This window comes from Achromobacter sp. ACM05, assembly GCF_019218915.1.
GTDB classification, from domain to species: Bacteria; Pseudomonadota; Gammaproteobacteria; order Burkholderiales; family Burkholderiaceae_B; genus Achromobacter; species Achromobacter animicus.
In genome coordinates this window covers 1,266,174-1,289,367 of sequence record NZ_JAHUWQ010000001.1, presented here as the reverse complement: position 1 = coordinate 1,289,367, position 23,194 = coordinate 1,266,174, and the positions used below count along the sequence as shown (strand labels likewise).

At 64.4% G+C, this 23,194-nt stretch carries 25 protein-coding genes; 21 read left to right on the top strand and 4 right to left on the bottom strand.

Annotated features, from left to right (window positions below):
- The first annotated feature begins 63 nt into the window (after positions 1–63).
- Both KW836_RS27815 and KW836_RS05955 read left to right on the top strand, forming a co-directional pair.
- Entirely contained in the window at positions 64–780 is a 717-nt protein-coding gene (locus KW836_RS27815; RefSeq protein ID WP_255595134.1) for a DUF6708 domain-containing protein, read from the top strand.
- 219 nt (positions 781–999) lie between these two features.
- Entirely contained in the window at positions 1,000–1,719 is a 720-nt protein-coding gene (locus KW836_RS05955; RefSeq protein WP_255595133.1) for a DUF6708 domain-containing protein, read from the top strand.
- 106 nt (positions 1,720–1,825) lie between these two features.
- Here the strand turns inward: KW836_RS05955 and queC are convergent, their stop codons facing one another.
- Positions 1,826–2,545 (bottom strand): 7-cyano-7-deazaguanine synthase QueC, encoded by a 720-nt coding sequence (gene queC, locus KW836_RS05950; RefSeq protein WP_218342682.1) that lies wholly within the window; start codon positions 2,543–2,545, stop codon positions 1,826–1,828.
- Positions 2,546–2,712: 167 nt separating this feature from the next.
- Between queC and ppc the strand changes: the two genes are divergently transcribed.
- The 5 genes from ppc (at position 2,713) to KW836_RS05925 (ending at position 9,914) form a co-directional block, all read left to right on the top strand.
- Positions 2,713–5,562 carry a phosphoenolpyruvate carboxylase gene (gene ppc / locus KW836_RS05945; RefSeq protein WP_218342681.1) on the top strand — a complete coding sequence of 950 codons (2,850 nt, stop codon included), beginning with the start codon at positions 2,713–2,715 and terminating at the stop codon, positions 5,560–5,562.
- A gap of 23 nt (positions 5,563–5,585) precedes the next feature.
- Positions 5,586–6,023, top strand: a complete 438-nt coding sequence (locus KW836_RS05940) for a VOC family protein (RefSeq protein ID WP_175139649.1) — start codon at positions 5,586–5,588, stop codon at positions 6,021–6,023.
- A 687-nt stretch (positions 6,024–6,710) separates the two neighbouring features.
- Entirely contained in the window at positions 6,711–7,646 is a 936-nt protein-coding gene (locus tag KW836_RS05935; RefSeq protein ID WP_175184881.1) for a 3-hydroxyacyl-CoA dehydrogenase family protein, read from the top strand.
- 171 nt (positions 7,647–7,817) lie between these two features.
- Positions 7,818–9,158 (top strand): short-chain fatty acid transporter, encoded by a 1,341-nt coding sequence (locus KW836_RS05930; protein ID WP_175122169.1) that lies wholly within the window; start codon positions 7,818–7,820, stop codon positions 9,156–9,158.
- A gap of 27 nt (positions 9,159–9,185) precedes the next feature.
- Positions 9,186–9,914, top strand: coding sequence for an SDR family NAD(P)-dependent oxidoreductase (locus KW836_RS05925; protein ID WP_056559783.1), 729 nt, complete (start codon positions 9,186–9,188; stop codon positions 9,912–9,914).
- Positions 9,915–9,967: 53 nt separating this feature from the next.
- Here KW836_RS05925 and KW836_RS05920 read toward each other — a convergent pair whose 3' ends face one another.
- On the bottom strand, positions 9,968–10,750 hold the full coding sequence (locus KW836_RS05920) for an IclR family transcriptional regulator (RefSeq protein WP_218342680.1): 783 nt from the start codon (positions 10,748–10,750) through the stop codon (positions 9,968–9,970).
- A gap of 193 nt (positions 10,751–10,943) precedes the next feature.
- On the opposite strand from KW836_RS05920, the gene KW836_RS05915 reads away from it, so the two are divergent.
- From KW836_RS05915 to KW836_RS05890, 6 genes are all read left to right on the top strand, one after another.
- Positions 10,944–11,633, top strand: coding sequence for a 3-oxoacid CoA-transferase subunit A (locus tag KW836_RS05915; RefSeq protein WP_056559787.1), 690 nt, complete (start codon positions 10,944–10,946; stop codon positions 11,631–11,633).
- The gene (locus tag KW836_RS05910) at positions 11,630–12,274 is read left to right on the top strand and encodes a 3-oxoacid CoA-transferase subunit B (RefSeq protein ID WP_175184882.1); all 645 of its coding nucleotides are present in this window, start codon (positions 11,630–11,632) and stop codon (positions 12,272–12,274) included. Before KW836_RS05915 ends, KW836_RS05910 begins: the two co-directional genes overlap by 4 nt.
- Before the next feature lie 72 nt (positions 12,275–12,346).
- Positions 12,347–12,622 carry a muconolactone Delta-isomerase gene (gene catC / locus KW836_RS05905; protein WP_056559790.1) on the top strand — a complete coding sequence of 92 codons (276 nt, stop codon included), beginning with the start codon at positions 12,347–12,349 and terminating at the stop codon, positions 12,620–12,622.
- Positions 12,623–12,634: 12 nt separating this feature from the next.
- A complete protein-coding gene (locus tag KW836_RS05900; protein ID WP_105240952.1) occupies positions 12,635–12,931 on the top strand; it encodes a YciI family protein in 297 nt (98 codons plus the stop codon).
- Between the two features lie 54 nt (positions 12,932–12,985).
- The gene (pcaD, locus tag KW836_RS05895; protein WP_218342679.1) at positions 12,986–13,765 is read left to right on the top strand and encodes a 3-oxoadipate enol-lactonase; all 780 of its coding nucleotides are present in this window, start codon (positions 12,986–12,988) and stop codon (positions 13,763–13,765) included.
- 5 nt (positions 13,766–13,770) lie between these two features.
- Complete coding sequence (locus KW836_RS05890) at positions 13,771–14,811, top strand: cyclase family protein (RefSeq protein WP_218342678.1); 1,041 nt, start codon at positions 13,771–13,773, stop codon at positions 14,809–14,811.
- Positions 14,812–14,957: 146 nt separating this feature from the next.
- On the opposite strand, the gene KW836_RS05885 is transcribed toward KW836_RS05890, so the two are convergent.
- Entirely contained in the window at positions 14,958–15,284 is a 327-nt protein-coding gene (locus KW836_RS05885) for a PsiF family protein (RefSeq protein WP_175139528.1), read from the bottom strand.
- A gap of 245 nt (positions 15,285–15,529) precedes the next feature.
- On the opposite strand from KW836_RS05885, the gene KW836_RS05880 reads away from it, so the two are divergent.
- Together KW836_RS05880 and KW836_RS05875 are read left to right on the top strand one after the other, a co-directional pair.
- Positions 15,530–15,871 (top strand): FxLYD domain-containing protein, encoded by a 342-nt coding sequence (locus KW836_RS05880; RefSeq protein WP_218342677.1) that lies wholly within the window; start codon positions 15,530–15,532, stop codon positions 15,869–15,871.
- 185 nt (positions 15,872–16,056) lie between these two features.
- Complete coding sequence (locus tag KW836_RS05875) at positions 16,057–16,707, top strand: carbonic anhydrase (protein ID WP_105241734.1); 651 nt, start codon at positions 16,057–16,059, stop codon at positions 16,705–16,707.
- 54 nt (positions 16,708–16,761) lie between these two features.
- Here KW836_RS05875 and KW836_RS05870 read toward each other — a convergent pair whose 3' ends face one another.
- On the bottom strand, positions 16,762–17,439 hold the full coding sequence (locus KW836_RS05870; RefSeq protein WP_105240957.1) for a GntR family transcriptional regulator: 678 nt from the start codon (positions 17,437–17,439) through the stop codon (positions 16,762–16,764).
- 207 nt (positions 17,440–17,646) lie between these two features.
- Between KW836_RS05870 and KW836_RS05865 the strand changes: the two genes are divergently transcribed.
- The 6 genes from KW836_RS05865 to KW836_RS05840 all read left to right on the top strand — a co-directional run bounded on the left by KW836_RS05865 (position 17,647) and on the right by KW836_RS05840 (position 23,179).
- Positions 17,647–18,441 carry an SDR family NAD(P)-dependent oxidoreductase gene (locus KW836_RS05865; RefSeq protein WP_218342676.1) on the top strand — a complete coding sequence of 265 codons (795 nt, stop codon included), beginning with the start codon at positions 17,647–17,649 and terminating at the stop codon, positions 18,439–18,441.
- Positions 18,442–18,523: 82 nt separating this feature from the next.
- The gene (locus tag KW836_RS05860; protein ID WP_218342675.1) at positions 18,524–19,738 is read left to right on the top strand and encodes an ABC transporter substrate-binding protein; all 1,215 of its coding nucleotides are present in this window, start codon (positions 18,524–18,526) and stop codon (positions 19,736–19,738) included.
- Between the two features lie 67 nt (positions 19,739–19,805).
- Complete coding sequence (locus tag KW836_RS05855) at positions 19,806–20,708, top strand: branched-chain amino acid ABC transporter permease (RefSeq protein ID WP_191578257.1); 903 nt, start codon at positions 19,806–19,808, stop codon at positions 20,706–20,708.
- Entirely contained in the window at positions 20,705–21,706 is a 1,002-nt protein-coding gene (locus KW836_RS05850) for a branched-chain amino acid ABC transporter permease (protein WP_218342674.1), read from the top strand. Before KW836_RS05855 ends, KW836_RS05850 begins: the two co-directional genes overlap by 4 nt.
- Positions 21,703–22,467: an ABC transporter ATP-binding protein gene (locus KW836_RS05845; RefSeq protein ID WP_191578259.1), complete on the top strand. Its 765-nt coding sequence runs from the start codon at positions 21,703–21,705 to the stop codon at positions 22,465–22,467. The genes KW836_RS05850 and KW836_RS05845 overlap by 4 nt, the downstream gene beginning before the upstream one ends.
- Positions 22,460–23,179, top strand: coding sequence for an ABC transporter ATP-binding protein (locus KW836_RS05840; protein ID WP_218342673.1), 720 nt, complete (start codon positions 22,460–22,462; stop codon positions 23,177–23,179). Before KW836_RS05845 ends, KW836_RS05840 begins: the two co-directional genes overlap by 8 nt.
- Positions 23,180–23,194 lie beyond the last annotated feature (15 nt).

Sequence of the window (23,194 nt, the reverse complement as noted above, 5' to 3'; positions counted from 1 at the left end):
CCCCCCTGCGCCGGATGGCAATGTGACCTCCCCGGTCCCAATGACCCTCTTATTGAGCCCCCCATGCTGCTCTGGCGAGCTCCGACGCACATGGACGAAATATACGTCGAATTTGCTCGGAGTACCTCCGTTCTGCGGGGTACGCTTCTTATCTTTTCGCTGCTGATTGCATGGACATGCCTCGAACAGACAGTTCTGATCACTAGGCATCTCAGCGCTATCACGACGACGGGGGTTGGAGCATTTGAAATTGGAATGTTCTTGCTGTTTGCAATTGCGATTGGCCTATGCGTTTGGGCAGCATGTGTTTTCTATCGCGCCGACGTCTCACCTCCCCGCGATCTTCCACTTCGCTTTAATCGTCTTCGCCGTAAGGTTTACGTTTATGGCTTCCATTCAGTCTGGTGGAATCCCTTCGAGCGCGCATACGTGACCACCGCGAGTTATGACTGGGATGATCTACGTGCGGAGAAATGGAAAGTCCGTGGCGCGACGCCAGGCGGAGGGCTCATCATCAAGGAAGGCGTCTCCATCGCGGTTGTTGAACCGGGTACCAATAACGTCATGACGCGCCTTTACCTAAATACCGACGCTGCGAATACCTCCAACTTCTGGGCCTACGTGTGCGCCTACATGCAAAACGGCATTGCAGGTCTCGACCCCGATCACGCCGAACCGCGTGACGTCAACGAAGTCGCCCCGTACAACATCGCTCTGCGTCTAGCCCCAAGAGTTCGATGGCCCGCCGAAATGGACCGTGAATCCCGAACGGCACCGTGAAAGTCCTTCGGGGCGAGGGTGTAATTCACTTCCCCGAAAATGGGCCGTTCGCCATCCCACTGCTGCTTAACAGCTCCGATGCTCTCGGTTCATGAACTCCAGCACGGCCGCCAAAGAAATTACGAAGGAACTCTGATGGCAAAACCGCAACTTAATCCCCCCTGCAGGGGCTGGCAATGCGATCTGCCAGGTCCCAATGATCCTCCAGAGGAGGCGCCCATGCTGCTCTGGCAGGCGCCCACGCACATCGATGAAACGTATGTCGAGTTTGCTCGTAACACGTCGAGCATTCGCGGTCTGATCATTTACTTCTCACTACTTATGGCATGGGTAGGTCTCAAGTATGTAGTTTTTTCCGCACCGCATTTTTATGCGAGCTCGATGGCTTCCAGCTCCACCGGTGAGATTGTTGGAATCGTCTTTCTGGACACAATGACACTTTCCGTTTGCGCTTACGCAGCATGCATTTTCTATCGCGCGGACGTAGCCCCTCCCCGCGATCTTCCACTTCGCTTCAATCGTCTACGTCGCAAGGTATACGTCTATGACTTCCATTCAGTCTGGTGGAATCCCTTCGAGCGCGCATACGTGACCACCGCTAGCTATGATTGGGACGATCTGCGTGCGGAGAAATGGAAAGTCCGTGGCGCGACGCCAGGCGGAGGTCTCATCATCAAGGAGGGCGTCTCCATCGCAGTTGTGGAACCGGGTACCAACAAAGTCGTGACACGCTTCCACTTAAATACTGACGCTGCTAACACCTCAAATTTCTGGGCCTACGTGTGCGCCTACATGCAGAACGGCATCGAAGGCCTCGACCCCGATCGCGCCGAACCGCGGGATGCCAACGACGTCGCCCCGTACAACCTCGCTTTGCGTCTAGCCCCAAGAGTTCAATGGCCTGCGGATATGGATCTGGAATCCCGAACCGCACCATGAAGGCGGGCGAGGCCGGAGATTCGATCCGTTTCCCCGAAGCGGCCGTTCGCCAGCCGACTGCTGCGGTTCCTGCGTCTGTTCCAAGCACCAGAAAATAACCGGCCGCTCAACCCTCAGCCGCAGAAGCCACCACCCACTTCTCCCACCCGATCTTCCTCAGCTTGCAAGCCGGGCACTCCCCGCACCCATAGCCCCAATCATGCCGAGCCCCCCGCTCCCCGAGATAACACGTATGGCTTTCCTCGACGATCGTCTCCACCAACGCATCACCCCCCAGCGCATAAGCCAACGCCCAGGTCTCCGACTTATCGATCCACATCAACGGCGTCTCGATCGTCACCCGTGACCCAAGCCCAAGCCCCAGCGCCACCTGCTGCGCCTTGATCGTGTCATCCCGGCAATCCGGATACCCGGAAAAATCCGTCTCGCACATCCCACCCACCAGCACGTCCAACTGCCGCCGATACCCCAGCGCCGCCGCCAGCGTCAGGAACAGCAGATTGCGTCCCGGCACAAACGTATTCGGCAAGCCATTCGCCTGCATCTCGATCGCCCGGTCGCTGGTCATCGCCGTATCGCCCACCTGCCCGAGCACCTGCAGGTCCAGCAGATGGTCCTCGCCCAACCGCGCCGCCCAGTCCGGAAAATTGGCGCGGATCTCGCGCAGCACATTCAGCCGCGCCGACAGTTCGATGTGATGGCGCTGTCCGTAATCGAACGCCACCGTCTCCACGTGCGCATAGCGTTCCAGCGCCCAGGCGAGACAAGTGGTGGAATCCTGCCCGCCCGAAAACAGCACGAGCGCGCGACGTTGATGATTTTGCATAAAGGGGGCTTCTGGAATAACGAAGGGATACCCTGCACTTTAACCGAGCAAACCGCCTCCCCCGTAAGGAACGCTGCGTAAAATCGACCGATCATTTTCAAGGTTTGCCCGCAACGCCCGCTTCGATTTAATCCCCTTCCAACCGCCGTCAGACGGATCCCCGCACGATGAATGCCAAGCGCACGCAGTCCGATTCCGCAGAACCCTTGCGTCACGATATCCGGCTGTTGGGCCGGTTGTTAGGAGAGGTCATAGAAGAATGCGAAGGCAAGCGCGTCTTCGACACCATCGAGACCCTGCGCCGCACCGCCGTCAAATTCCGCCGCGAAGGCGACGACGCCGACAGCAAACTGCTCGAACAGCGCGTCAAGCGCCTGCAAGGCAGCGACCCCAACTCCGTCGCCCGCGCCTTCAGCTACTTTCTGCATCTGGCCAACATCGCCGAAGACCGCGACCAGAACCGCCGCCAGCGCGCCCGCGCGCTCACCGACGGCACGCCCGCCCGCGGCAGCCTGCGCGAAGCCATTCAGATCCTTGCCGGACAAGGCGTCAGCGTTGCGCGCATCCGCCGCCTGCTGGCCGAAGCGTGCGTCATGCCCGTCCTCACCGCGCACCCCACCGAAGTCCAGCGCAAAAGCACCCTCGACGTCCACCGCGAAATCTCCACCGCTCTCGCGCAACGCGAAGCCCAGCTCACTCCCGACGAGCTCGCCGAACTCGACACTGCCCTGCTCGGCCGCGTCGCCACCCTGTGGCAGACCCGCATGTTGCGCTACACGCGCCTGACCGTCGCCGACGAAATCGAGAACGCGCTCTCCTACTATCGCAGCACCTTCCTGCAGGTCATCCCGCGCCTCTACGGCGACCTCTCCAAGCTGCTCAACCGCGAATCCGCCAAGCCCTTCGCCGCCCCGCCGCCGCCGCTCGAACCCTTCCTGCGCATGGGCAGCTGGATCGGCGGCGACCGCGACGGCAACCCGAACGTCGACGCCACCACGCTGGAACGCGCCCTGCTGCGCCAGGCCACCGTCCTCTTCGAGCACTACCTCCAGGAAGTCCACGCCCTCGGCGCCGAACTCTCCATCACCACCCTGCTCATCGCCGTCGACCCCGAACTGCTCGCGCTCGCCGAGCGTAGCGGCGACGACTCCCCGCACCGCCGCGACGAACCCTACCGGCGCGCCCTCGTCGGCATCTACGCCCGCCTGGCCGCCACCGCGCTGCGGCTCACCGGCCAGAACCTCGCCCGCCGTAGCACCGTCGCCGCCCCCGCCTACGACGCGCCCCAAGAGCTTGCCGCCGACCTCGCCATCATCGCCGCGTCACTGGGCGCCCATCACGGCGCCCCGCTGGCCAAGCTGCGCCTGTCCGGCCTGCAGCAGGCCCTCGAGGTCTTCGGCTTTCACCTCGCCACCGTCGACCTGCGCCAAAGCTCCGACGTCCACGAAGCCGCGCTCGCCGAACTCTTCTCGCGCGCCGGCGTCACCCACAACGGCAAACCCCTCGACTACCTCGCGCTGTCCGAAGAAGAACGCGTCGACCTCCTGCGCACTGAACTCGCGCAGGCACGCCCCCTGGCCTCCCCCTGGATCGCCTACTCCGAAGACACCACCCGTGAACTCGCCGTCCTGCGCGCCGCCGCCGCCGGCCGCGCCCGCTACGGCAAACAGGCCGTGCGCCAGACCATCGTCTCGCACACCGAAACCCTCAGCGACCTGCTCGAAGTCATGGTCCTGCAGAAAGAGGCCGGCCTCATCGCCCCCGCCGGGCAAGACATCCCCCCCGAAGACGGCCTCATGGTCGTCCCCCTCTTCGAAACCATCCCCGACTTGCAGCGCGGCGCCGACATCATGGCCGCCTGGCTCGACCTGCCCGAAATCCGCCAGCGCGTAAAGCTTGCGCAAAACGGCGCCCAGGAAGTCATGCTCGGTTACTCCGACAGCAACAAGGACGGCGGCTTCCTCACGTCCAACTGGTCGCTCTACCAGGCCGAACGCGCACTCGTCGACGTCTTCTCCACCCGCAACGTCCGCCTGCGCCTCTTTCACGGCCGCGGCGGCTCAGTCGGACGCGGCGGCGGCTCCAGCTTCGACGCCATCCTGGCCCAGCCCCCCGGCACCGTCGCCGGCCAGATCCGGCTGACCGAACAGGGCGAAGTCATCCAGAGCAAATACAAGGACGCCGAAGTCGGCCGCTGGCACCTTGAACTCCTCATCGCCGCCACCCTCGAATCCAGCCTGGCCCCCCGCGCCGAAGCTACCAGCGCCGAAGACGCCCACATGGCCCACCACGGCCCCGCCATGTCCTTCATGTCCGACACCGCGCAAAGCACTTACCGCGGCCTCGTCTACGACACCCCCGGCTTCGCCGAATACTTCTTCGCCGCCACCCCCATCAGCGAAATCGCCGGCCTGAACATCGGCTCCCGCCCCGCCTCCCGCAAGAAAGGCCAGCGCATCGAAGACCTGCGCGCCATCCCGTGGGGCTTCTCCTGGGCCCAATGCCGCCTCATGCTCACCGGCTGGTACGGCATGGGCTCCGCCATCGAGGCCTATCTCGAAACCGGCGCCCCCGACGCCCCCCGCTCGCGCCGCGGCCGCCTTGCACAACTGCGCGAAATGGCCCGCGACTGGCCCGCCTTCCGCACCCTGCTCTCCAACATGGAAATGGTCCTGGCCAAATCCGACCTCGCCATCGCCGCCCGCTACGCCCAACTCGTCCCCCAACGCGCCCTGCGCGAACGCATCTTCGGCGCCATCAGCGCCGAACACGGCCGCACGCTCGCCATGCTCAAACTGCTGACGCAACGCGAACTGCTCGCCGACAACCCCACGCTGCAGATCGCCTTGCGCGAACGCTTCGCTTATATCGACCCGCTGAATTACCTGCAGGTTGACCTCATCCGGCGACATCGCGCGGTGCAGAAGAATCCCAACGCAGAGGTCGACAAGCGCGTGCAACGCGCGATCCACCTGACGATCAACGGGATCGCGGCGGGGCTGCGGAATTCGGGATAGGCGGCAAGCCCAGGAGCGAAAAAATGTTCTCGCACATCTTCGTCGGCATCACCGACTTCGACCGCGCCCTGAGCTTTTACGACGCCCTGTTCGAGATTCTGGGCGTCGAATCTCGCTTCTGCGAACGAGACCGGCCATGGGCGGGTTGGCAAAGCGCCGGCCAGCAACGCCCCTACTTTGCCATCAGCAGGCCGCACAACGGCCAGCCCCATGAACCGGGCAACGGTCAGATGGTCGCCTTCATGGCCAACACCAGAGAGGCGGTACGCCAGGCGCATGCACGCGCGCTGAAGAACGGCGGCACCTGCGAGGGCCCGCCAGGCCTGCGGCCCGAGTATCACGCGCATTACTACGGTGCTTACTTCCGCGACCCCGACGGCAACAAACTATGCGTGGTCTGCCATCGCGCGGACGACGACGAAAGCCTGCCGCAGGCTGAGCCCGCCCCCCACCACCCATAGAAAGACTCAAGCCGCGATTCGCAGCCACATGCGCTGAATCCCCCCCCCCGCAAGCGCGAAGCGTCATCACACCGACGCAAGACACCGCGTAAGTCACCGGAGGCCGCCCGCGCGGCCAAACGGTGACGGGCACCGCAAGACGCTTCAAATACACGTCGGCCGAGATAAGAATCTCAAGAACCCCGCTCGACCCAGCGACCGCCAAGTTCATTCCACCGAGCCCGGCGCGTCGTCGGCCTGGGGTGCGCGGGGCGTGTAGATGCGCCCGAGGGAATCGGAAGGCAGTCGCCGGAGGCGACAACGACGATGACGACGGGGGGGCCCGCCTAGGGCAGTCCGGAGCGAAGGCTCCGGACCGCAATCGTAGCCCCGCGCACCCCAGGCCGACGACGTGCCGGGCGTCAAAAGAATGCAAACCCACGCCAGCCATCGATCCGCCCCGCGCCGGCCCAACAGCCGCGACCACCGTCCACCCACCGAACACCGCGAATCCCCCATTTGTCCACCCCCAGCAACTTTTAGTACTATCCCCCACAGAAATTCTATACACGCACAAATGTTCGTATATAGAACATAAAGATTTTTCTGGCCAAGCCGCGCACAGAAAGGCACCCCGGACGAGACAGCATCACCCCTGGTCCCCGGGTGTCCGCCTGCAAGCAGCAGCCGCAAGCCAAGCGAGCCATCATGGACACTCCCCTCAAGAATCTCGCCGTCATCGGCGCAGGCGCCATGGGCAGCGGCATTGCCGCGCTGTTCGCCTCGAAGGGACTCGACGTCGTTTTGATTGACCCCGTCGAAGGCGCCCTCGAGCGCGCGTTGAAGACCATCGAACGCCAGCTAAACGTCTACGCCCCCGGCCAAGTCCAGCAAGCCATCCAGCGCATCCGCCTCGAACCAGGCCTCGAAGCCGCCGCCGCCAGCGACCTCGTCATCGAAGCCGTCCCCGAAAACCTCGATCTCAAGCGCGGCATCTTCGCCAAACTCGACACCCTGTGCCCCGCGCACACCCTCTTCGCCACCAACACCTCCGGGTTGTCGATTAACGCCATCGCCAGCGCCGTCCAGCGCCGCGACCGCTTTGTCGGCACCCACTTCTTCACCCCCGCCGACGTCATCCCCCTGGTTGAAGTCGTCCGTAACGACGACACCTCCGAAGACACCGTCGCCAAAGTCATGGCCACCCTGCGCTTCGGCGGCAAGCGCCCCGTTCTCGTGCGCCAGGACATCCCCGGCTTCATCGCCAACCGCATCCAGCACGCCCTCGCCCGCGAAGCCATCTCCCTGCTGGAGAAAGGCGTCGCCAGCGCAGAGGACATTGACGAAGTCGTCAAATGGAGCCTGGGCATCCGCCTCGCCCTGTCCGGCCCCCTCGAACAGCGCGACATGAACGGCATTGACGTTCACTACGCCATCGCCAGCTACCTCTACAAAGATCTCGAAAACCGCACCGAACCCTCCGACCTGCTCAAAAGCAAAGTCGACAGCGGCCACATCGGCGCCAAAAGCGGCCAAGGCTTCTACACCTGGAGCCCCGAACGCCGCGAGCGCGTCCTGCGCGAGAAAAGCGCCGCCCTCGGCGAACTGGCCACCTGGTTGAACGGCAAAGCCAGCGGCTCCTGAGTCCGTTCTCAAGCATCCACAAAAAGGCGCGGCGGCCATGACCGACCGCGCCATCGGGCCACGAGCCCACCCACACAAAGAAAAGCAATCGTCCGGCACGCCCGCATCGTCACCCGATGACCCGCGCCGCCGGACATCAGAGAACCGCCTTACGGAGTTGTTGGAGGCACCATGAATAAATTGGCTTCATTCTTTACCGAGCTGATGCGCAAGTATCTGCCCGATCCCTTTGTCTTTGCGATCGCGCTCACCTTGCTCACCGTGCTGCTGGCCATGGGCATCGAAGGCCAGGGCATCGGCGACATCACCCGCGCCTGGGGCAAAGGCTTCTGGAGCCTCCTGGCCTTCACCACCCAGATGGCCGTCATCCTGGCAATGGGCTACGTGCTGGCCACCGCACCGCTCACCGACCGCCTGCTCAATCGCATCGTCAGCCACGTCCACAAGCCGCACACCGCCATCATCGTCGCCACCCTCGTCGGCGGCGTCGGCAGCTACCTGAACTGGGGCTTTGGTCTTGTCATCGGCGGCATCGTCGCCAAAAAGCTGGCATTGAAGGTCAAGGGTGTTCACTACCCCCTGATCATCGCCGCCGCCTACAGCGGCTTCACCATGTACGGTCTGGGCCTGTCCGCCAGCATCCCCGTCCTGGTCGCCACGCCCGGTCACCCCACCGCCGCGCAGATGGGCACCATCCCCCTGTCGGAAACCATCTTCTCCGTGCCCATGCTGCTCACCAGCCTGGTCATCATCATCACCCTGCCGCTGCTCAACGCCTGGCTGCACCCCAAGAAGGGCGAGGCCATCGTCGAAGTCGACCCCAACATCGACCGCGACGCCAACGCGTCCAACGCCGCCGAAGACATGCTCGAAAAGGGCACCATCGCCTCCAAGCTCAACAACAGCCGCCTGCTCAGCATGCTGATCGGCGCGCTCGGCGTGGCCTACGTCGTCTTTCACTTCATGGACGGCGGCTCGCTCGACCTGAACCTCATCAACTTCATCATCCTGTTCCTGGGCATCATCCTGCTCGGCACGCCCGCCGCCTACGTCGCCAAGCTGACCGAAGGCATCAAGACCATCTCCGGGATCATCCTGCAGTACCCGTTCTACGCCGGCATCATGGCCATCATGGCCGCCTCCGGTCTGGTCACCACGATCTCCGCGGTCTTCGTCGACGTCGCCACGCCCGAAACGCTGCCGTTCTGGGGGCTGATCAGCTCGTTCGTCATCAACTTCTTCGCGCCGTCCGCCGGCGGTCACTGGGTCATCCAGGGTCCGTTCATGATCGACGCCGCCAAGGAAATCGGCAGCGCGCTCAACCAGACCACCATGGCCGTCATGCTGGGCAACGCCTGGAACGATCTGGTGCAGCCCTTCTGGATCCTGCCGGCGCTGGCCCTGTCCAAGCTCAAGCTGCGCGACGTGATGGGCTATACCGTCATCATGATGCTGTGGGTCGGTGTGATCCACATCACCGCAGTTTTGGCATGGGGTTATCTCACCCATTGAGTTCTTGAACACTGAACGGAAACCGATATGACCAAACCCACCGCATATCTCGTCACCGGCGGCAGCGCCGGGATCGGCGCCGCCATCATCCGCATGCTGCTCGATGCCGGCCACAAGGTCGTCAACATCGACTACAAGCTGCCCGAGAATCCGCCGGCGGGTCTGGTCTCGTATCAGGCCGATCTGACCGATGAAGCGCGCACGCAGGAAGTCGCGCGCGAAGTCACCAGCGCGTTCAACATCGTCGGTCTCGTCAACAACGCCGGCGCCACGCGGCCCGGCACGGCCGACACCGCCACGCTGGCCGACCTGGACTACGTCGTCAATCTGCATCTGCGCACCGCGCTCATCCTGGTGCAGGCCGCGCTGCCCGCCATGCGCGAAGCCGGCTTTGGCCGCATCGTCAACATGTCGTCGCGCGCCGCGCTGGGCAAGCCGGATCGCGTGGTCTATTCGGCCACCAAGGCCGGGCTTGTGGGCCTGACCCGCACGCTGGCCATGGAACTGGGCGGCGACGGCATCACCGTCAACGCCATCGGCCCGGGCCCCATCGCCACCGACCTCTTCACCAAGAGCAATCCGGCCGGCGCCCCGCAGACTGAGCGCATCATCAACAGCATCGTCGTCAAGCGCCTGGGCACGCCCGAAGACGTCGCGCGCGCCGCGATGTTCTTTCTGTCGCCCGACAACGGGTTTGTCACCGGCCAGATGCTGTATGTCTGCGGCGGCACGACGCTCGGCGTCGCGCCCATCTGATCGCGGCCGCCATGTCCGTCCGGACCCATCCCTCTGCCGCCCGCAGGCTTGGCCTAGCGGCGCAGCAGCGCGTGGTTGATCTGGTCGGCGGCGCGGCGCAGCGGCGGCAAAAAGGCTTCCAGCATCGCCTCGCGCGAAAACCGGTTGGCGTGACCGCTGACGTTCATTGCGGCGATCACGCGGCCGCTGCGGTCGATGATGGGCACCGCCACGGATTGCAGGCCGGGTTCCAGCTCCTGCGCCACGCAGGCATAGCCGTCGGCACGCACGCCGGCCAGCACGCGCTTCAGTTCGGCGATGTCGGTGACGGTTTCCGCCGTGTAGGTCTGGATGTGGCTCATCGCCAGCACCCGGTCCAGCTCGGCTTCCGGCAGGCCCGCCAGCAACACGCGGCCCATCGACGTTACCCATGCCGGCAAGCGGCTGCCCACGGCCAGATTGATCGTCATCACCTTATGCGTCGACAGGCGCAGGATGTACACGATGTCGGCGCCTTCCAGCACCGACACGGAGCAGGACTCGCGCGTCAGCTCGGCCACTTCTTCCATGTAGGGCAGCGCCAGGTTCCACAGCGGCGTGCCCGACAGATACGCGTAGCCCAGTTCCAGGATGCGCGGGGTCAGCGAGAACTTGCGGTCGTCGGCCGTGACGTAGCCCAGGTGTTCCAGCGTCAGCAGGATGCGGCGCGCGCCGGCGCGGGTCAGCCCCGTCACCGCGGCCACCTCGGACAACGTCATCTGCGAACGGTCGGGGCCGAAGGCCCGGATCACCGACAGGCCGCGCGCGAAGGACTGCACGTAACTGTCGCTGGGTTGCTGGGGATCTTGCTCGGCCATCCGTCTGGTTCCACGAGTAAAAGGCCCGCCGCGGCGAGCCTGCGTTGCCCCTTGCGGGCGACTCCGAACGATGGAGAGTGCGGCGTGCGGGCTTGCCTTGACGCCCTCGCATTCCCCATGAAACGATGTTCTTCAGAAGAACGAAAGTTCGAAAGAAGAACAAATTATGACACGCCACCTATGAGCGAACATCATGATCTCTAAGACTGTTGCAAGCGCTGCCGCCGCCCTGGCGGACGTCCCCGATGGCGCCACCGTCATGATCGGCGGCTTCGGCACCGCCGGGCAGCCCATGGAACTGATCGACGCCCTGCTTGAACAGGGCGCCAAGGACCTGGTCATCATCAACAACAACGCCGGCAACGGCACCACGGGGCTCGCCGCCCTCTTGGGCGCCAACCGCGTGCGCAAGATCATCTGCTCGTTCCCGCGCCAGGCGGACTCGCAGATCTTCGACGGCCTGTACCGCAGCGGCAAGCTGGAACTGGAACTGGTGCCCCAAGGCAATCTGGCCGAGCGCATCCGCGCCGCCGGCGCCGGCATCGGCGCGTTCTTCACGCCCACCGGCTACGGCACCCCGCTGGCCGACGGCAAGGAAACCCGCGAGATCAACGGCCGCCAGTACGTGCTGGAGTATCCGCTGCACGCCGACTACGCGCTGATCAAGGCCGAGCGCGGCGACCGCTGGGGCAACCTGGTCTACCGCAAGACCGCCCGCAACTTCGGCCCCATCATGGCCAGCGCCGCGCGCGTGGCCGTGGCGCAGGTCCGCGAGATCGTCGAACTGGGCGAGCTCGACCCCGAAACCGTCGTCACCCCCGGCATCTTCGTCAAGCGCGTCGTGCAGATCGCAGGCCAGCAGGCCGCCAAGGAGCAGCAATGAGCACCAAACTGACCCGCGACCAGATCGCCGCCCGCGTCGCGCAGGACATTCCTGAAGGCGCCTACGTCAACCTGGGCATCGGCCTGCCCACGCTCGTCGCCAACCATTTGCCGGCCGGCCGCGAAGTCATCCTGCATACCGAAAACGGCATGCTGGGCATGGGCCCCGCGCCCGCCAAGGGCGAGGAAGACTACGACCTCATCAACGCCGGCAAGCAGCCCGTCACCGAACTGCCCGGCTGCTCGTTCTTCCATCACGCCGATTCGTTCGCGATGATGCGAGGCGGCCATCTGGACATTTGCGTGCTGGGCGCCTTCCAGGTCTCGCAGCATGGCGACCTGGCCAACTGGCACACCGGCGCGCCGGACGCCATCCCCGCCGTCGGCGGCGCGATGGACCTGGCCATCGGCGCCAAGGACGTCTTCGTGATGATGGAACTGCAGACCCGCGAAGGCCAGAGCAAGCTGGTCGAGGCCTGCACATACCCGCTGACCGGCGTGCGCTGCGTGTCGCGCGTGTACACGGATGTGGCCGTGTTCGACATCAACAAGGATGGGGTGACGGTCACCGATATCTTTGGCGACATGACCGCCGATGAGCTGCTGCGCCTGACCGGCCTGCCGCTGAAGTTTGCGAACTGAATTCCCTTAGTTTCCGCCTTAATTGCCGCTACACCGCCCCGCGCGCCGGGGCGGCATCATGGAGAGTCCATCATGTTGTTCATGGTTCAAATGCAGGTCAATCTGCCCGTCGACATGCCCGCCGAACGCGCGGACAAGCTCAAGGCTGACGAAAAGGCCCTGGCGCAGCAGCTGCAGCGCGACGGCAAGTGGAAGAGCCTGTGGCGCGTCGTCGGCCGCTACGCCAACGTCAGCATCTTCGACGTCGAAAACAACGACGAGCTCCACACGCTGCTGTCGTCGCTGCCGCTTTTCCCGTACATGGATATCGAAGTCACCGCGCTCGCGCGCCATCCCTCGGCGATCTGACAGGAGCCTCGCATGCCCTACATCATCGAAACCTTCGACAAGCCCAACCACCAGGAAATGCGCCAGCAGCACCGCGCCAAGCACCTGGAATACCTGGACGCCAACAAGCAGCTGCTGCTGGCGTGCGGCGCCAAGCTGCAGGATGACGGCAAGGATGCGGGCGGCGGGCTGTACATCGTCGACGTCGACACGCGCGAAGCCGCGCAGCAGTTCATCGACGCCGATCCGTTTGCGCAGGCCGACCTGTTCGACCGCGTAACTATCACCCGCTGGCGCAAAGCCTACGTCGACGGCGTCTGCCACCTGTAATACCCGCGCGGCCGCCTGCTTGCGCGGCCGCCGCCTTCCCCAAAGGAATTCCACATGGCTTACGCCGATCTCAGCCAGGCACGGCTGTTCTACGTCATCGATGGCCCCGCCGACGCGCCGGTGCTCGTGCTCTCCAATTCGCTGGGCACCAACGCCGACATGTGGGCCCGCCAGATCCCTGAACTGACCCGCCACTTCCGCGTGCTGCGCTATGACACCCGCGGCCACGGCAAGTCGTCGGTCCCCGAAGGCGAATACAGCTTCGAGCAGCTGGGCAACGACGTCGCCGAACTGCTGGCCCACCTGGATATCAAGCGCGCGCATTTCTGCGGCCTGTCGATGGGCGGCCCGACCGGCCTGTGGCTGGCGCTGGCGCGCCCCGAACTCGTCGGCAAGCTGATCCTGTGCAACACCGCCGCGCGCATCGGCTCGGCTGAAGGCTGGAGCACCCGCATCGCCGCCGTGGCCGAGCAGACGCTTGAAAAGATGGCGCCCACGCTGGTCGAACGCTGGCTGACCGACGGCTATCGCGCCGCCGAGCCGGGCCTGACGCAGGTGCTGATCGACATGCTGCGCCGCACGCCGGACGCCGGCTACTCGGGCAACTGCGCCGCGCTGCGCGACGCCGACTTCCGCGAGCAGGTGTCGTCCATCACCGCCCCCACGCTGGTCATCAGCAGCACGCACGACCTGGCCGCCACGCCCGCGCAAGGCCAAGAACTTGCGGCTGCCATTCCCGGCGCGCGCTACGTGGAATTGAACACCTCCCACATCTCGAACTGGGAGCAACCGGAAGCCTTCACCCGCGCGGTCGTCGACTTCCTGACGGAGTAAGCCGCATGCAACGCTGGAAGCATCGGCCCGAAGGCTCCAACTGGGGCGACTTCGGGCCCGACGACCAACTCGGCCGCCTGAATCTCATCACCGAAGAACAAGTCCTGAAAGGCGCACGCGAGATCCGCGCCGGCAAGACCTTCTGCCTGTCCCTGCCGCTGGACCTGCCCGGCGGCAACGTGCTCAACCCGCGGCGCCACCCGCCGCAATTGAGCCCCACGAAGCTCAAGGACACGCCGTACCTGAACTTCCCGTTGAAGAACGTCAACCCCGACGCGCTCGACGTGCTGAGCGACGACCAGGTGCTGCTGTCCATGCAGTACTCGACGCAGTGGGACGCGCTGGCGCACGTGGGCGCATTGTTCGATGCCGATGGCGACGGCACACCCGAGCTGCGCTACTACAACGGCTTTCAGGCGGGCGTGGACGTTGTGGGACCCAATGATGGCGATCACACCGGCTGCGGTTGCAACAGCGGCGGCCCGTCCGCCGCGCTGAAGCTGGGCGTTGAGAACCTGGCGCAGAAAGGCATGCAGGGCCGCGGCGTGCTGGTCGACCTGTTCCGCCATTACGGCCCGGGCCGCACGCTGATCGGCCACGCCGAATTGATGCACGTGCTGGCAACGGATGGCATCACGATTGAGCGCGGCGACATGCTGGTGCTGCGCACCGGCTACGCCGAAGCCGTGGTCGCGATGGACGGCATGCCGGACCCCGAGGTGCTGCACACCTACGGCGCCGCGCTGGACGGCACCGACGACGCGCTGCTGCAATGGATCACCGATAGCGGCATCGCCGCCATCTGCGCCGATAACTACGCGGTCGAGGCCTACCCCGCCCGCGAAAAGTCCGGCGCGCGTCCGATGCTGCCGCTGCATCATCACTGCCTGTTCAAGCTGGGGCTGCCGCTGGCGGAGCTTTGGTATTTGAAGGACCTGGCGGAGTTCCTGTTTACCAATGGCCGCCACCACTTCATGCTGACTGCGCCGCCGCTGCGCCTGCCGCATGCGATCGGATCGCCGGTCACGCCGATTGCGACGGCGTGACGCGCGGAGCGCCGGTGTCTGGCACCCGTACGAGACAGCCTTGAAGCTGCACCTGAGCATCTTGGGTGTCTGACACCCAACAGCATCGGTCAGCGGTCCAAAAAAAAAACGCCAGACATCGTCTGGCGTTTCTTCTTGCCGGCTATTCACCCCTTCAAGCACGTGCTCATGAACGTCTTGCGCGCGTCGCCGGCCAGTTTCTGTTCCGCGGCCTTCGCGTTGCAGTCCTTCATCTTTTGCTGCTGCGGCGTCAGTTGCTTGGCCGGCTCCTCGCCCTTCAGGCAACTGCTCATGAACGTCTTGCGGTCGTCGCCCTTCTTGCCCTCGGCGGCCTTGTTGCAGTCCGACATGCGCTGCTGCTGCGGCGTGGGCGTCTTGGCGGTTGAGGGAGCGGCGGGGGTCTGCGCCTGCGCGCCGGCAAAACATGCGGACAACAGGATGGCCGAAGCCAGCTGGCTGGTACGGGAAAGCATGAGTTCCTCCCTTGAGCGCCCCTCGCGCAATGGCACGCGCGACGCGGGCGGCACGGTCCGCCGGCCAAGGCGCCGGCTTGGCAATCATCGAACAAAGCCCCAGCATTGGCAACATCCGCCGCAACCTGTTACCCATTCATCCTTCTGGCCCGTTGTCTCTCGTGGCAGAAAGGAGTGAGATACGCCTGATCCCCGCCGCGATGCCGTACTACCGTCGCCGCCGCGGGCCGTATCAGGAGACAACCATGAAAAAACTCGTCATTGCCGCGCTCGTCGTGCTGGCCGGCCTGTCCGGCGCCGCTGCCGCGCAAAGCCTTGCCTACGGCATCACCCTGGGCAACGTCCAGGCCGTGCGCGACAGCACCCGCAACGTCTCCACCATTACGGGCTTTCTCGCCAACCAGTCGGAGCGCAACGTCAACAGCGTCCTGCTGACTTACGTCCTGTACGACGCGCAGAACCGCGAGATCGGCAGGGTCAGCGAAGATGTCGTCGGCCCGTTCGCGCCCGGCCAGATCAAGGTGGTCAAGGCGATTACGCCGCTGGAATTCGCCCGGGTGAATGCGCTGGACGTCGCCGCACGCTAGGTCAGACCGCCGCCCGGCCAGCCGCCAAAAACCCTTTTCTAATCAGGGTTTAGACAGGTGGATATCAGGCCAGTTATGGGAAAATCGCGTCTGCCGACTCGATAACAGGGGCTTCCAAACGAAGCCCCTTATTGCGTATGCCGGCGCGCCAGCATGCCTGGCCTCGATACTAGGAAGTGAAGATCATGTTTCCCAAAAGACTCTCCGAAGGCTATCAATCTTTCCTGGACGGCCGCTTCCAGACTGAAAGCAGCCGCTATCAAAAGCTGGCCGAAATCGGCCAAAGCCCGGAAATCCTGATCATCGGATGCTGCGACTCGCGCGTGTCGCCCGAAGCGATCTTCGACGCCGGCCCCGGCGAGATGTTCGTCGTGCGCAACGTGGCCAACCTTGTGCCGCCCTGTGACCCGGACTCGGAATCGTCGTACCACGGCACCAGCGCCGCCATCGAATTCGCGGTCAACGGCCTGAACGTCAAGCACATCGTCGTGCTGGGCCACGCGTCCTGCGGCGGCATCCGCTTCTTCTTCGACGACGCCACGCCGCTGAGCAAGAGCGATTTCATCGGCAAGTGGATGTCGCAGATCGAACCCGTGGCCAAGGGCATGTCCCCGGATACCGGCGACCGCCAGGCCAACCTGAAGCGTCTGGAACTGGCCACCGTTGCGCACAGCCTGAACAACCTGATGACGTTCCCGTCCATCCGCCGCCGCGTCGAAAAGGGCGAACTGGAACTGCACGGCGCGTACTTCGGCGTGGCCACCGGCGTCCTGTTCCTGCGCGATCCGGACACCGGGGAGTTCAAGCCCTGCCTGGAAACGGGCATTACGGAATAAGGCGCGTGGGCCAGCGGCCCGCGCCAACTGCCTGCGCCAGGCGCGCCGGATCGATCAGACCCGGTACGCCTGGGCAAGCCTTTCGTAGTTGTTTTTCAGGATGATGCCGGCGTAGTACACATGCTCGCGCATCAGGTCCTCGGCCCGCGCCCCATCGCGGGCGATGATGGCGCTCACGATCCGATGGTGGTCATCGTGCGAGCGCAGGATGATTCCATGGTCTTCCCACAGGATGATCCGATCCGACGCATAGGGAATCGCCTGCGCCTGCGTCGCGAACCTCCTGACCCAAGGATTGCCGGCCGCCTCCAGAATGCCGTTGTGCAAGGTGATGTTGACCTGCTGATACGGCAAGTGGTCTTCGGGCAACAGTTCGCCCTTGGCAAGAATCCGGTCGCCCTCGTCCAGGCAGTTCTTCAGCACCGCCACCGCATCGTTTGACAGCCCGCGCTGCGCCGCCTGCCGGCACGCCAGACCTTCCAGGGCGGCCCGCACCTCATACGCCGCCACGATCTCCCCGATGTCGTATGCCCGCACGGTGTAGCCGCGCTTGGGCAAGTGTTCGAGCAGGCCTTCGTTGCCCAGCGTGGCGAGCGCCGCGCGCACCGGCGTGCGCGACACCCCCAGCTTTTCGGCTAGCGGGATTTCTTCCAGTCGCGCGCCGGGGCTGAATTTGCCGTGCAGCACCCAGTCCCGAAGCGTGTCCGTGACGTGTTGAGATAGCGTATCCATGGCCGAATTGTATACATGAAGAATACATACGGCGACTCATCTCCGTCCCGCATCCGGGATTCCCTTAGTATCTCTGCTGTAAACCAAACGACGTTCAGGGTAAGCACCTATACCTGCAACACGACCATGTATACATAATCGCAAAAAAATCAGACAGGTGGCCGGCCTCATACCCAGGCTGAACGGCACGCCACGGAAGGAGACAGCATGACCAATGTATCCAAGCCAGCCACCGCTGGCCCGGCGCCCCGACTCGCGCTTGTCACCGGTGGCGGCGGCGGCATCGGCGCAACGATCTGCCGCGAACTGGCGCAGGCCGGCCTGCGCGTGGTGGTGTCGGACGTGGACGCCGGACGCGCGCGACGCGTTGCCGATGAACTGGGCGCACCGCACGCCGCTCACGCCTTCGACGTCAGCGACGAAGCGGCCGTCGAAGGCGCGTTCGAGCAGATCGAACGCCAGCACGGGCCCATCGCAGTGCTGGTCAGCGCCGCCGGATTGCTGCTGTTCCAGGAAAACGGTGAGCGCCCCCTTATCAAGGACACGTCGCTCGACATCTGGGAACGCAGTTTTGCCGTGAACGCGCGCGGCGTGTTCCTTTGCGGCCGCGCATACCTTCGACGACGCGAGGCTGCGCCTCTGGCGCATGGCCGGATCGTCACCTTCACGTCGGTCGCCGCGCAGCTTGGCGGCTACCGCTCAAGCGCCTCATACATTGCCGCCAAATCCGCCGTCCTCGGCCTGACCAAGGCGATGGCCCGGGAAGCCGCCCACCTTGGCATCACGGCCAACGGCATCGCGCCGGGCCTGATCGACACCGACATGCTGCGCAGCACCGTCACCAGCAGCGGTGCGCTGGCCGCGGCTGCCCAGGCCATCCCGTTGGGCCGCATCGGCTCGGCGGAGGACGTGGCCGCCGCCGTGCGGTTCCTGGTATCGGAAGACGCGGGCTATATCACCGGCAGCGTCATCGACGTGAACGGCGGATATCGCATGCAGTAAGGGTTACGGGCGGCATGGCCGTCAGCGCAGCAAGAGCGTCATCCACCAAAGACGCGCACTTAAAAAGAACGGGAGACAAAGCATGAACCAACGTAGTCGCTATGCGGCCGCTGCCGCGCTGTGCGTCCTGGCCTTGTCGGCCACCGCGCAGGCGCAGCAGGAACCGGGGATCACGGACAAGACCATCAAGATAGGCGTTTTTGCGCCGCTGTCGGGCAGCGGCATGGCCTACGGTTTTGACGTGCTCAATGCCGCCAAGATGTGGTACGCCAAGGTCAACAAGGAAGGCGGCGTGAACGGTCGTCAGATCGAGCTGGTCATCGAAGACGACCGCTGCAACGCCAACGATCTTGTCGCCGCCGTAAAGAAGCTGAACGAGCAGGACAAGGTCTTCCTTCTGAACGGCGGTTCGTGCTCGGCAGCTGTCGTCGCATCGCGCGAATACATCGAGCGCGAGAAGGTGCCGCTAGTCATGCTGAACGCCTCCGGCGACGGCGCGCTTTACCCACCGTCCAAGTACATCTACGGCGCCTTCTCGATCTCGCAGCACGCCGTTGGTGGATCAATGGTGCAGTTCGCATCGGAACACCTGAAGGCCAAGAAGATCGGCTACATCAATCACGACGACGCGTACGGCGGCTGGAACCTGGAAGCCGCGAAGGCTCAGGCAAAGCAGCTTGGCGATCCGGCGCTGCAGGTGCAGTCGGTCAATCCCAACATCACGGACGTGACCGCGCCCATGCTGAAGATCCGCGCGGGCAATCCGGACGTCCTGCTGCTGACCACCTATGCGCGTCCCGCCGCCCTCATAATCAAAAAGGCGCACGAACTGGGCTGGAACAAACCGATCGTGCTGGCGGTCAACGGCACGGCGGACCTCAAGCAGCTCGTAGAGAACGTGGGCAACAAGGACGCCTTCAAGAACGTCTACATCCAGGACGTTTTGGCCGACTTGCCTGGTGGCCCGAAGCTGACCTGGGTGTACGAAATGTACAAGCAGTCCTACCCCGACCTGGCGGCCAAGCCCGGGCATCCGCAGTCCTACATGCCCTACGGCATTCCACCCGCCATGGCGGTGGTGAACGCGCTGAAGGCCGCCGGCCCCCAGCCCACGCGTGAGAAGGTGCTGCAGGCGCTGGAAACCATGAAGTTCGACTCCGGCGTCATGGCGGGCCCCATCGAGTTCGGCCCCGGCGACCGCGCCGCGCAGGAAGCCGCCATCTACATCAAGTTCGACGGCACGAACATGACCCTCGTGCCGGGCGCCTTCAAGAGCACCTGGCAGTACCAGAAGTAAACCCGCGGTCCGTCACGGGCCACGCCCGCGCGATGGCGCAGCATCGCGCGGGCCGCCGGAGAACATCATGAGCTTTGCCGATACCTGGTTGTTCCTGCAGCAGGGGGTGCTGTCGGGACTGGTGACGGGCAGCGTGTATGCGTTGCTGGCCGTTGCCGTCGTCATTATCTTCAAGACCACCGATGTACCGAATTTCGCCCAGGGCGAGATCTTCATGGTGGGCGGTTACATCGCGCTGTTCCTCATCCTGGTGATGGGGTGGCCCTACCTGGCGGTCATTCCGGTCACGCTGGTCGGGGTGGCCGTCCTGTCGGGACTGTTCCAGCGCGTGGTCATGGAACGCGTCATCGCGTCCAAGGGCGTGGGGGTGCAGATGGTCATCGCCACGCTCGGCCTCGCGTACGCCCTGAAGGGACTTGTGCGAACCTCGGGGTTGGGCGATACCCCGCGATCCCTGCCACCGCTCGCCTCGACCGATGCCGTCATCATCGGCGACGCCGTGCTGACCCGGCTGGACCTGCTGATCTTCGCCGTCGCGGTCACCGTCATGCTGCTGCTCTTTGGCATGTTCACCTACACACGCGTCGGCCGGGCCATGCGGGCCGTGGGCATGAACCCCAAGGCGGCGCGGCTGACGGGCGTAAACCTGACACGCATCCGCATGATGGTGTGGGCGCTGTCTGGCCTGATCTCAGCCGTCGCCGCGCTGCTAATCACACCAAAGATCCTCATCACGCCCGACATAGGCCACATCGCCATCCTGGCCTATGCCGCCGCCATCGTGGGCGGCATCACCAGCCTGCCAGGCGCGGTGGTTGGCGGATTCGTGATCGGCATCGCCGAGAACCTGGTGGGGCTGTTCATTTCGACCAACGCCATCGTGGTGGCGCCGTTCGTGGCGATCATGGTCGTGCTGCTGTTGCGCCCGCAAGGGTTGCTGGGCGGAAAACTGCAGGTGAAAAAAGTATGAGCAACAAGATCGATCGAATCCTGCTGGCGCTCATGGCTGTCGTGCTGATGGCGCTGCCGTTCATGGCTAGCGGCTATGTCATTTACGTCGTCAATCTGCTGATGGTGTTCGTGGTGCTGGCGCTGGGCCTGCATCTGGTCATCGGCGAAACCGGGCAGTTTGCGTTGTCGCACGCGGCCTTCTACGGCGTCGGCATCTACACGGCCGGCCTCATCAACAATCTGTGGCATCCGCCCTTCTTCGTCTCCATCATCGCGGGCGGACTGCTGGCCGCCGCGTTGGGCTACCTGATTGGCGCGCTTGCGCTGCGCATGCGCGACATCTATCTGGCCCTGTCCACGTTCGCGTTTGGTGAAGCGATGCAGTGGGTGTTCCTGAACTGGCAATCGGTCACCAACGGGTCGAACGGATTCCGCATATCTCCCGCCACGCTGTTCGGCTACGCACTGGTATCGGACGTCAAGGCCTACCCCTTCGTCGTGGTGATCGCCGCGCTGCTGCTGTGGGCCACCGTCGCCTTGTCGCGTTCGCAGCTGGGATCCGCGTTCCGCGCCGTGCGTGAAAGCGACATAGCGGCGCAGGCGATGGGCGTGAACGTCAACGCCATCAAGCGCACTGCGTTCACGCTGTCGGCCGCCTACGCCGGCATCGCCGGCGGCATGTACACGCTGTTTGCGTCGTTCATCCATCCCGAAAGCCTGGGGTTTCAAACGACCATTCTGATCCTGACCATGGTCGTGGTCGGCGGGATTGGTTCCGTGCGCGGCGCCATCGCCGGGGCTTTGGCCTTCGGGTTGATTTCGGAACTGCTGCGCCAGGCGCTGTCCTTCCAGGAAATCATCTACGGCTTCATCCTGATGGGCTTCATGATGTTCGCGCCCAAGGGCCTGTTTGCCGGCCGCGCGGCCCGTCGCGCGCCGCCGCCGGCAACGCCCTTGCCCGCGGCTTCGCGGGCGGCCGCCACCGCGTCCAAGTCCCCTCAAAGGAGCGCAGCATGAGCACCCATCCCTACCTGGACGTGCAGGGCCTGACGGTGAAGTTTGGCGGGTTGACCGCCATCAACGGGCTATCCATGCAGGTGGAACGCGGCCACATCCACGCGCTGATCGGACCCAACGGCGCCGGCAAGTCGACGACTTTCAACTGCGTATCGCGCTACTACCGCCCCACGAGCGGCAGCATCACATTCAACGGCGCCGACATCACGGGCAAGAAGCCGCACGAGATGGCGGCGCTGGGCGTGGCGCGCACCTTCCAGAACCTGGAACTCTTTGGCGCCCTCAGCGTGCGCGAGAACGCACTGCTAGGCACATACGCGCACGGCGCGAACAGCGTGGGCAAGCTGCTGCGGCCCGCCGCGGCCGAGGCGCGGGAGCGCGTGGAACATCTGCTGGAGCGCGTCGGCTTGGCCGACTTCCTGGATACGCCTGCGTGCAGCCTGGACTTCGGCCGCCAGAAGATGCTGGAACTGGCACGCGCGCTGGCGATTTCGCCGCAGCTGCTGTTGCTGGACGAACCCGCCGCGGGGCTGCGCAATCGGGAAATCGAAACGCTGGACCGGCTGTTGACCGAACTGTGCGAACGCGACGGCATCACGGTGCTACTGGTGGAACACGTGATGCAACTGGTGATGTCGATATCGGATCGCATCACCGTCATGTCGTTTGGCGAGAAGATCGCCGAGGGTACACCCGGGGAGGTACGCAGCAATCCCCGCGTCATCGAAGCCTATCTGGGCAAGGGAGCAGCCGGTGGCTGAGATTCTGCTGGAAGTCGATGCGGTGTCGGCCGCCTACGGCAACATCCGCGCACTGCAGGACGTATCGCTGAAAGTCCCGCAAGGCGCCATCGTGGCGCTGCTAGGCGCCAATGGTGCGGGCAAGTCCACGACGTTGAACGTGATCTCGCGCCTGGTCTCGCCCACGGCGGGCGCCGTGCGATTCGCGGGCGAACCCATCCATCGCCTGTCCGCCGACGCGGTCGTGGGCCGCGGCATCGTGCAGGTGCCGGAGGGGCGCGAAATATTCCGCGAGATGAGCGTGCGCGAGAACCTGGAAATGGGCGCCTACCTGCGCCGCGACCGCGCCGTGGTCCGGCAGGACATGGACATGGTGTGCGACACCTTTCCGCGCCTGCGCGAACGCTTCGAGCAAAAGGCCGCCACGCTCTCCGGCGGCGAGCAGCAGATGCTCGCGACCGGCCGGGCAATGATGGCGCGGCCTCGCATGATCCTGATGGACGAGCCGTCCATGGGGCTGTCACCCCTGGTGGTCGAACAGATCTTCGACATCATCCTGCGGCTGAACCGCGAACAGGGCATCACGATTCTGCTGGTGGAACAGAACGTGAAGCTGGCGTTATCGGTGTCCAGCCACGCGTACATCCTGGAAAACGGCGAGATCGCACTCGACGGGGAATCCGCCGCGCTCGCGAGCGACGAAGGCGTGCAGCGCGCCTATCTGGGCGCCTAGGCGCAACAAGGAAAG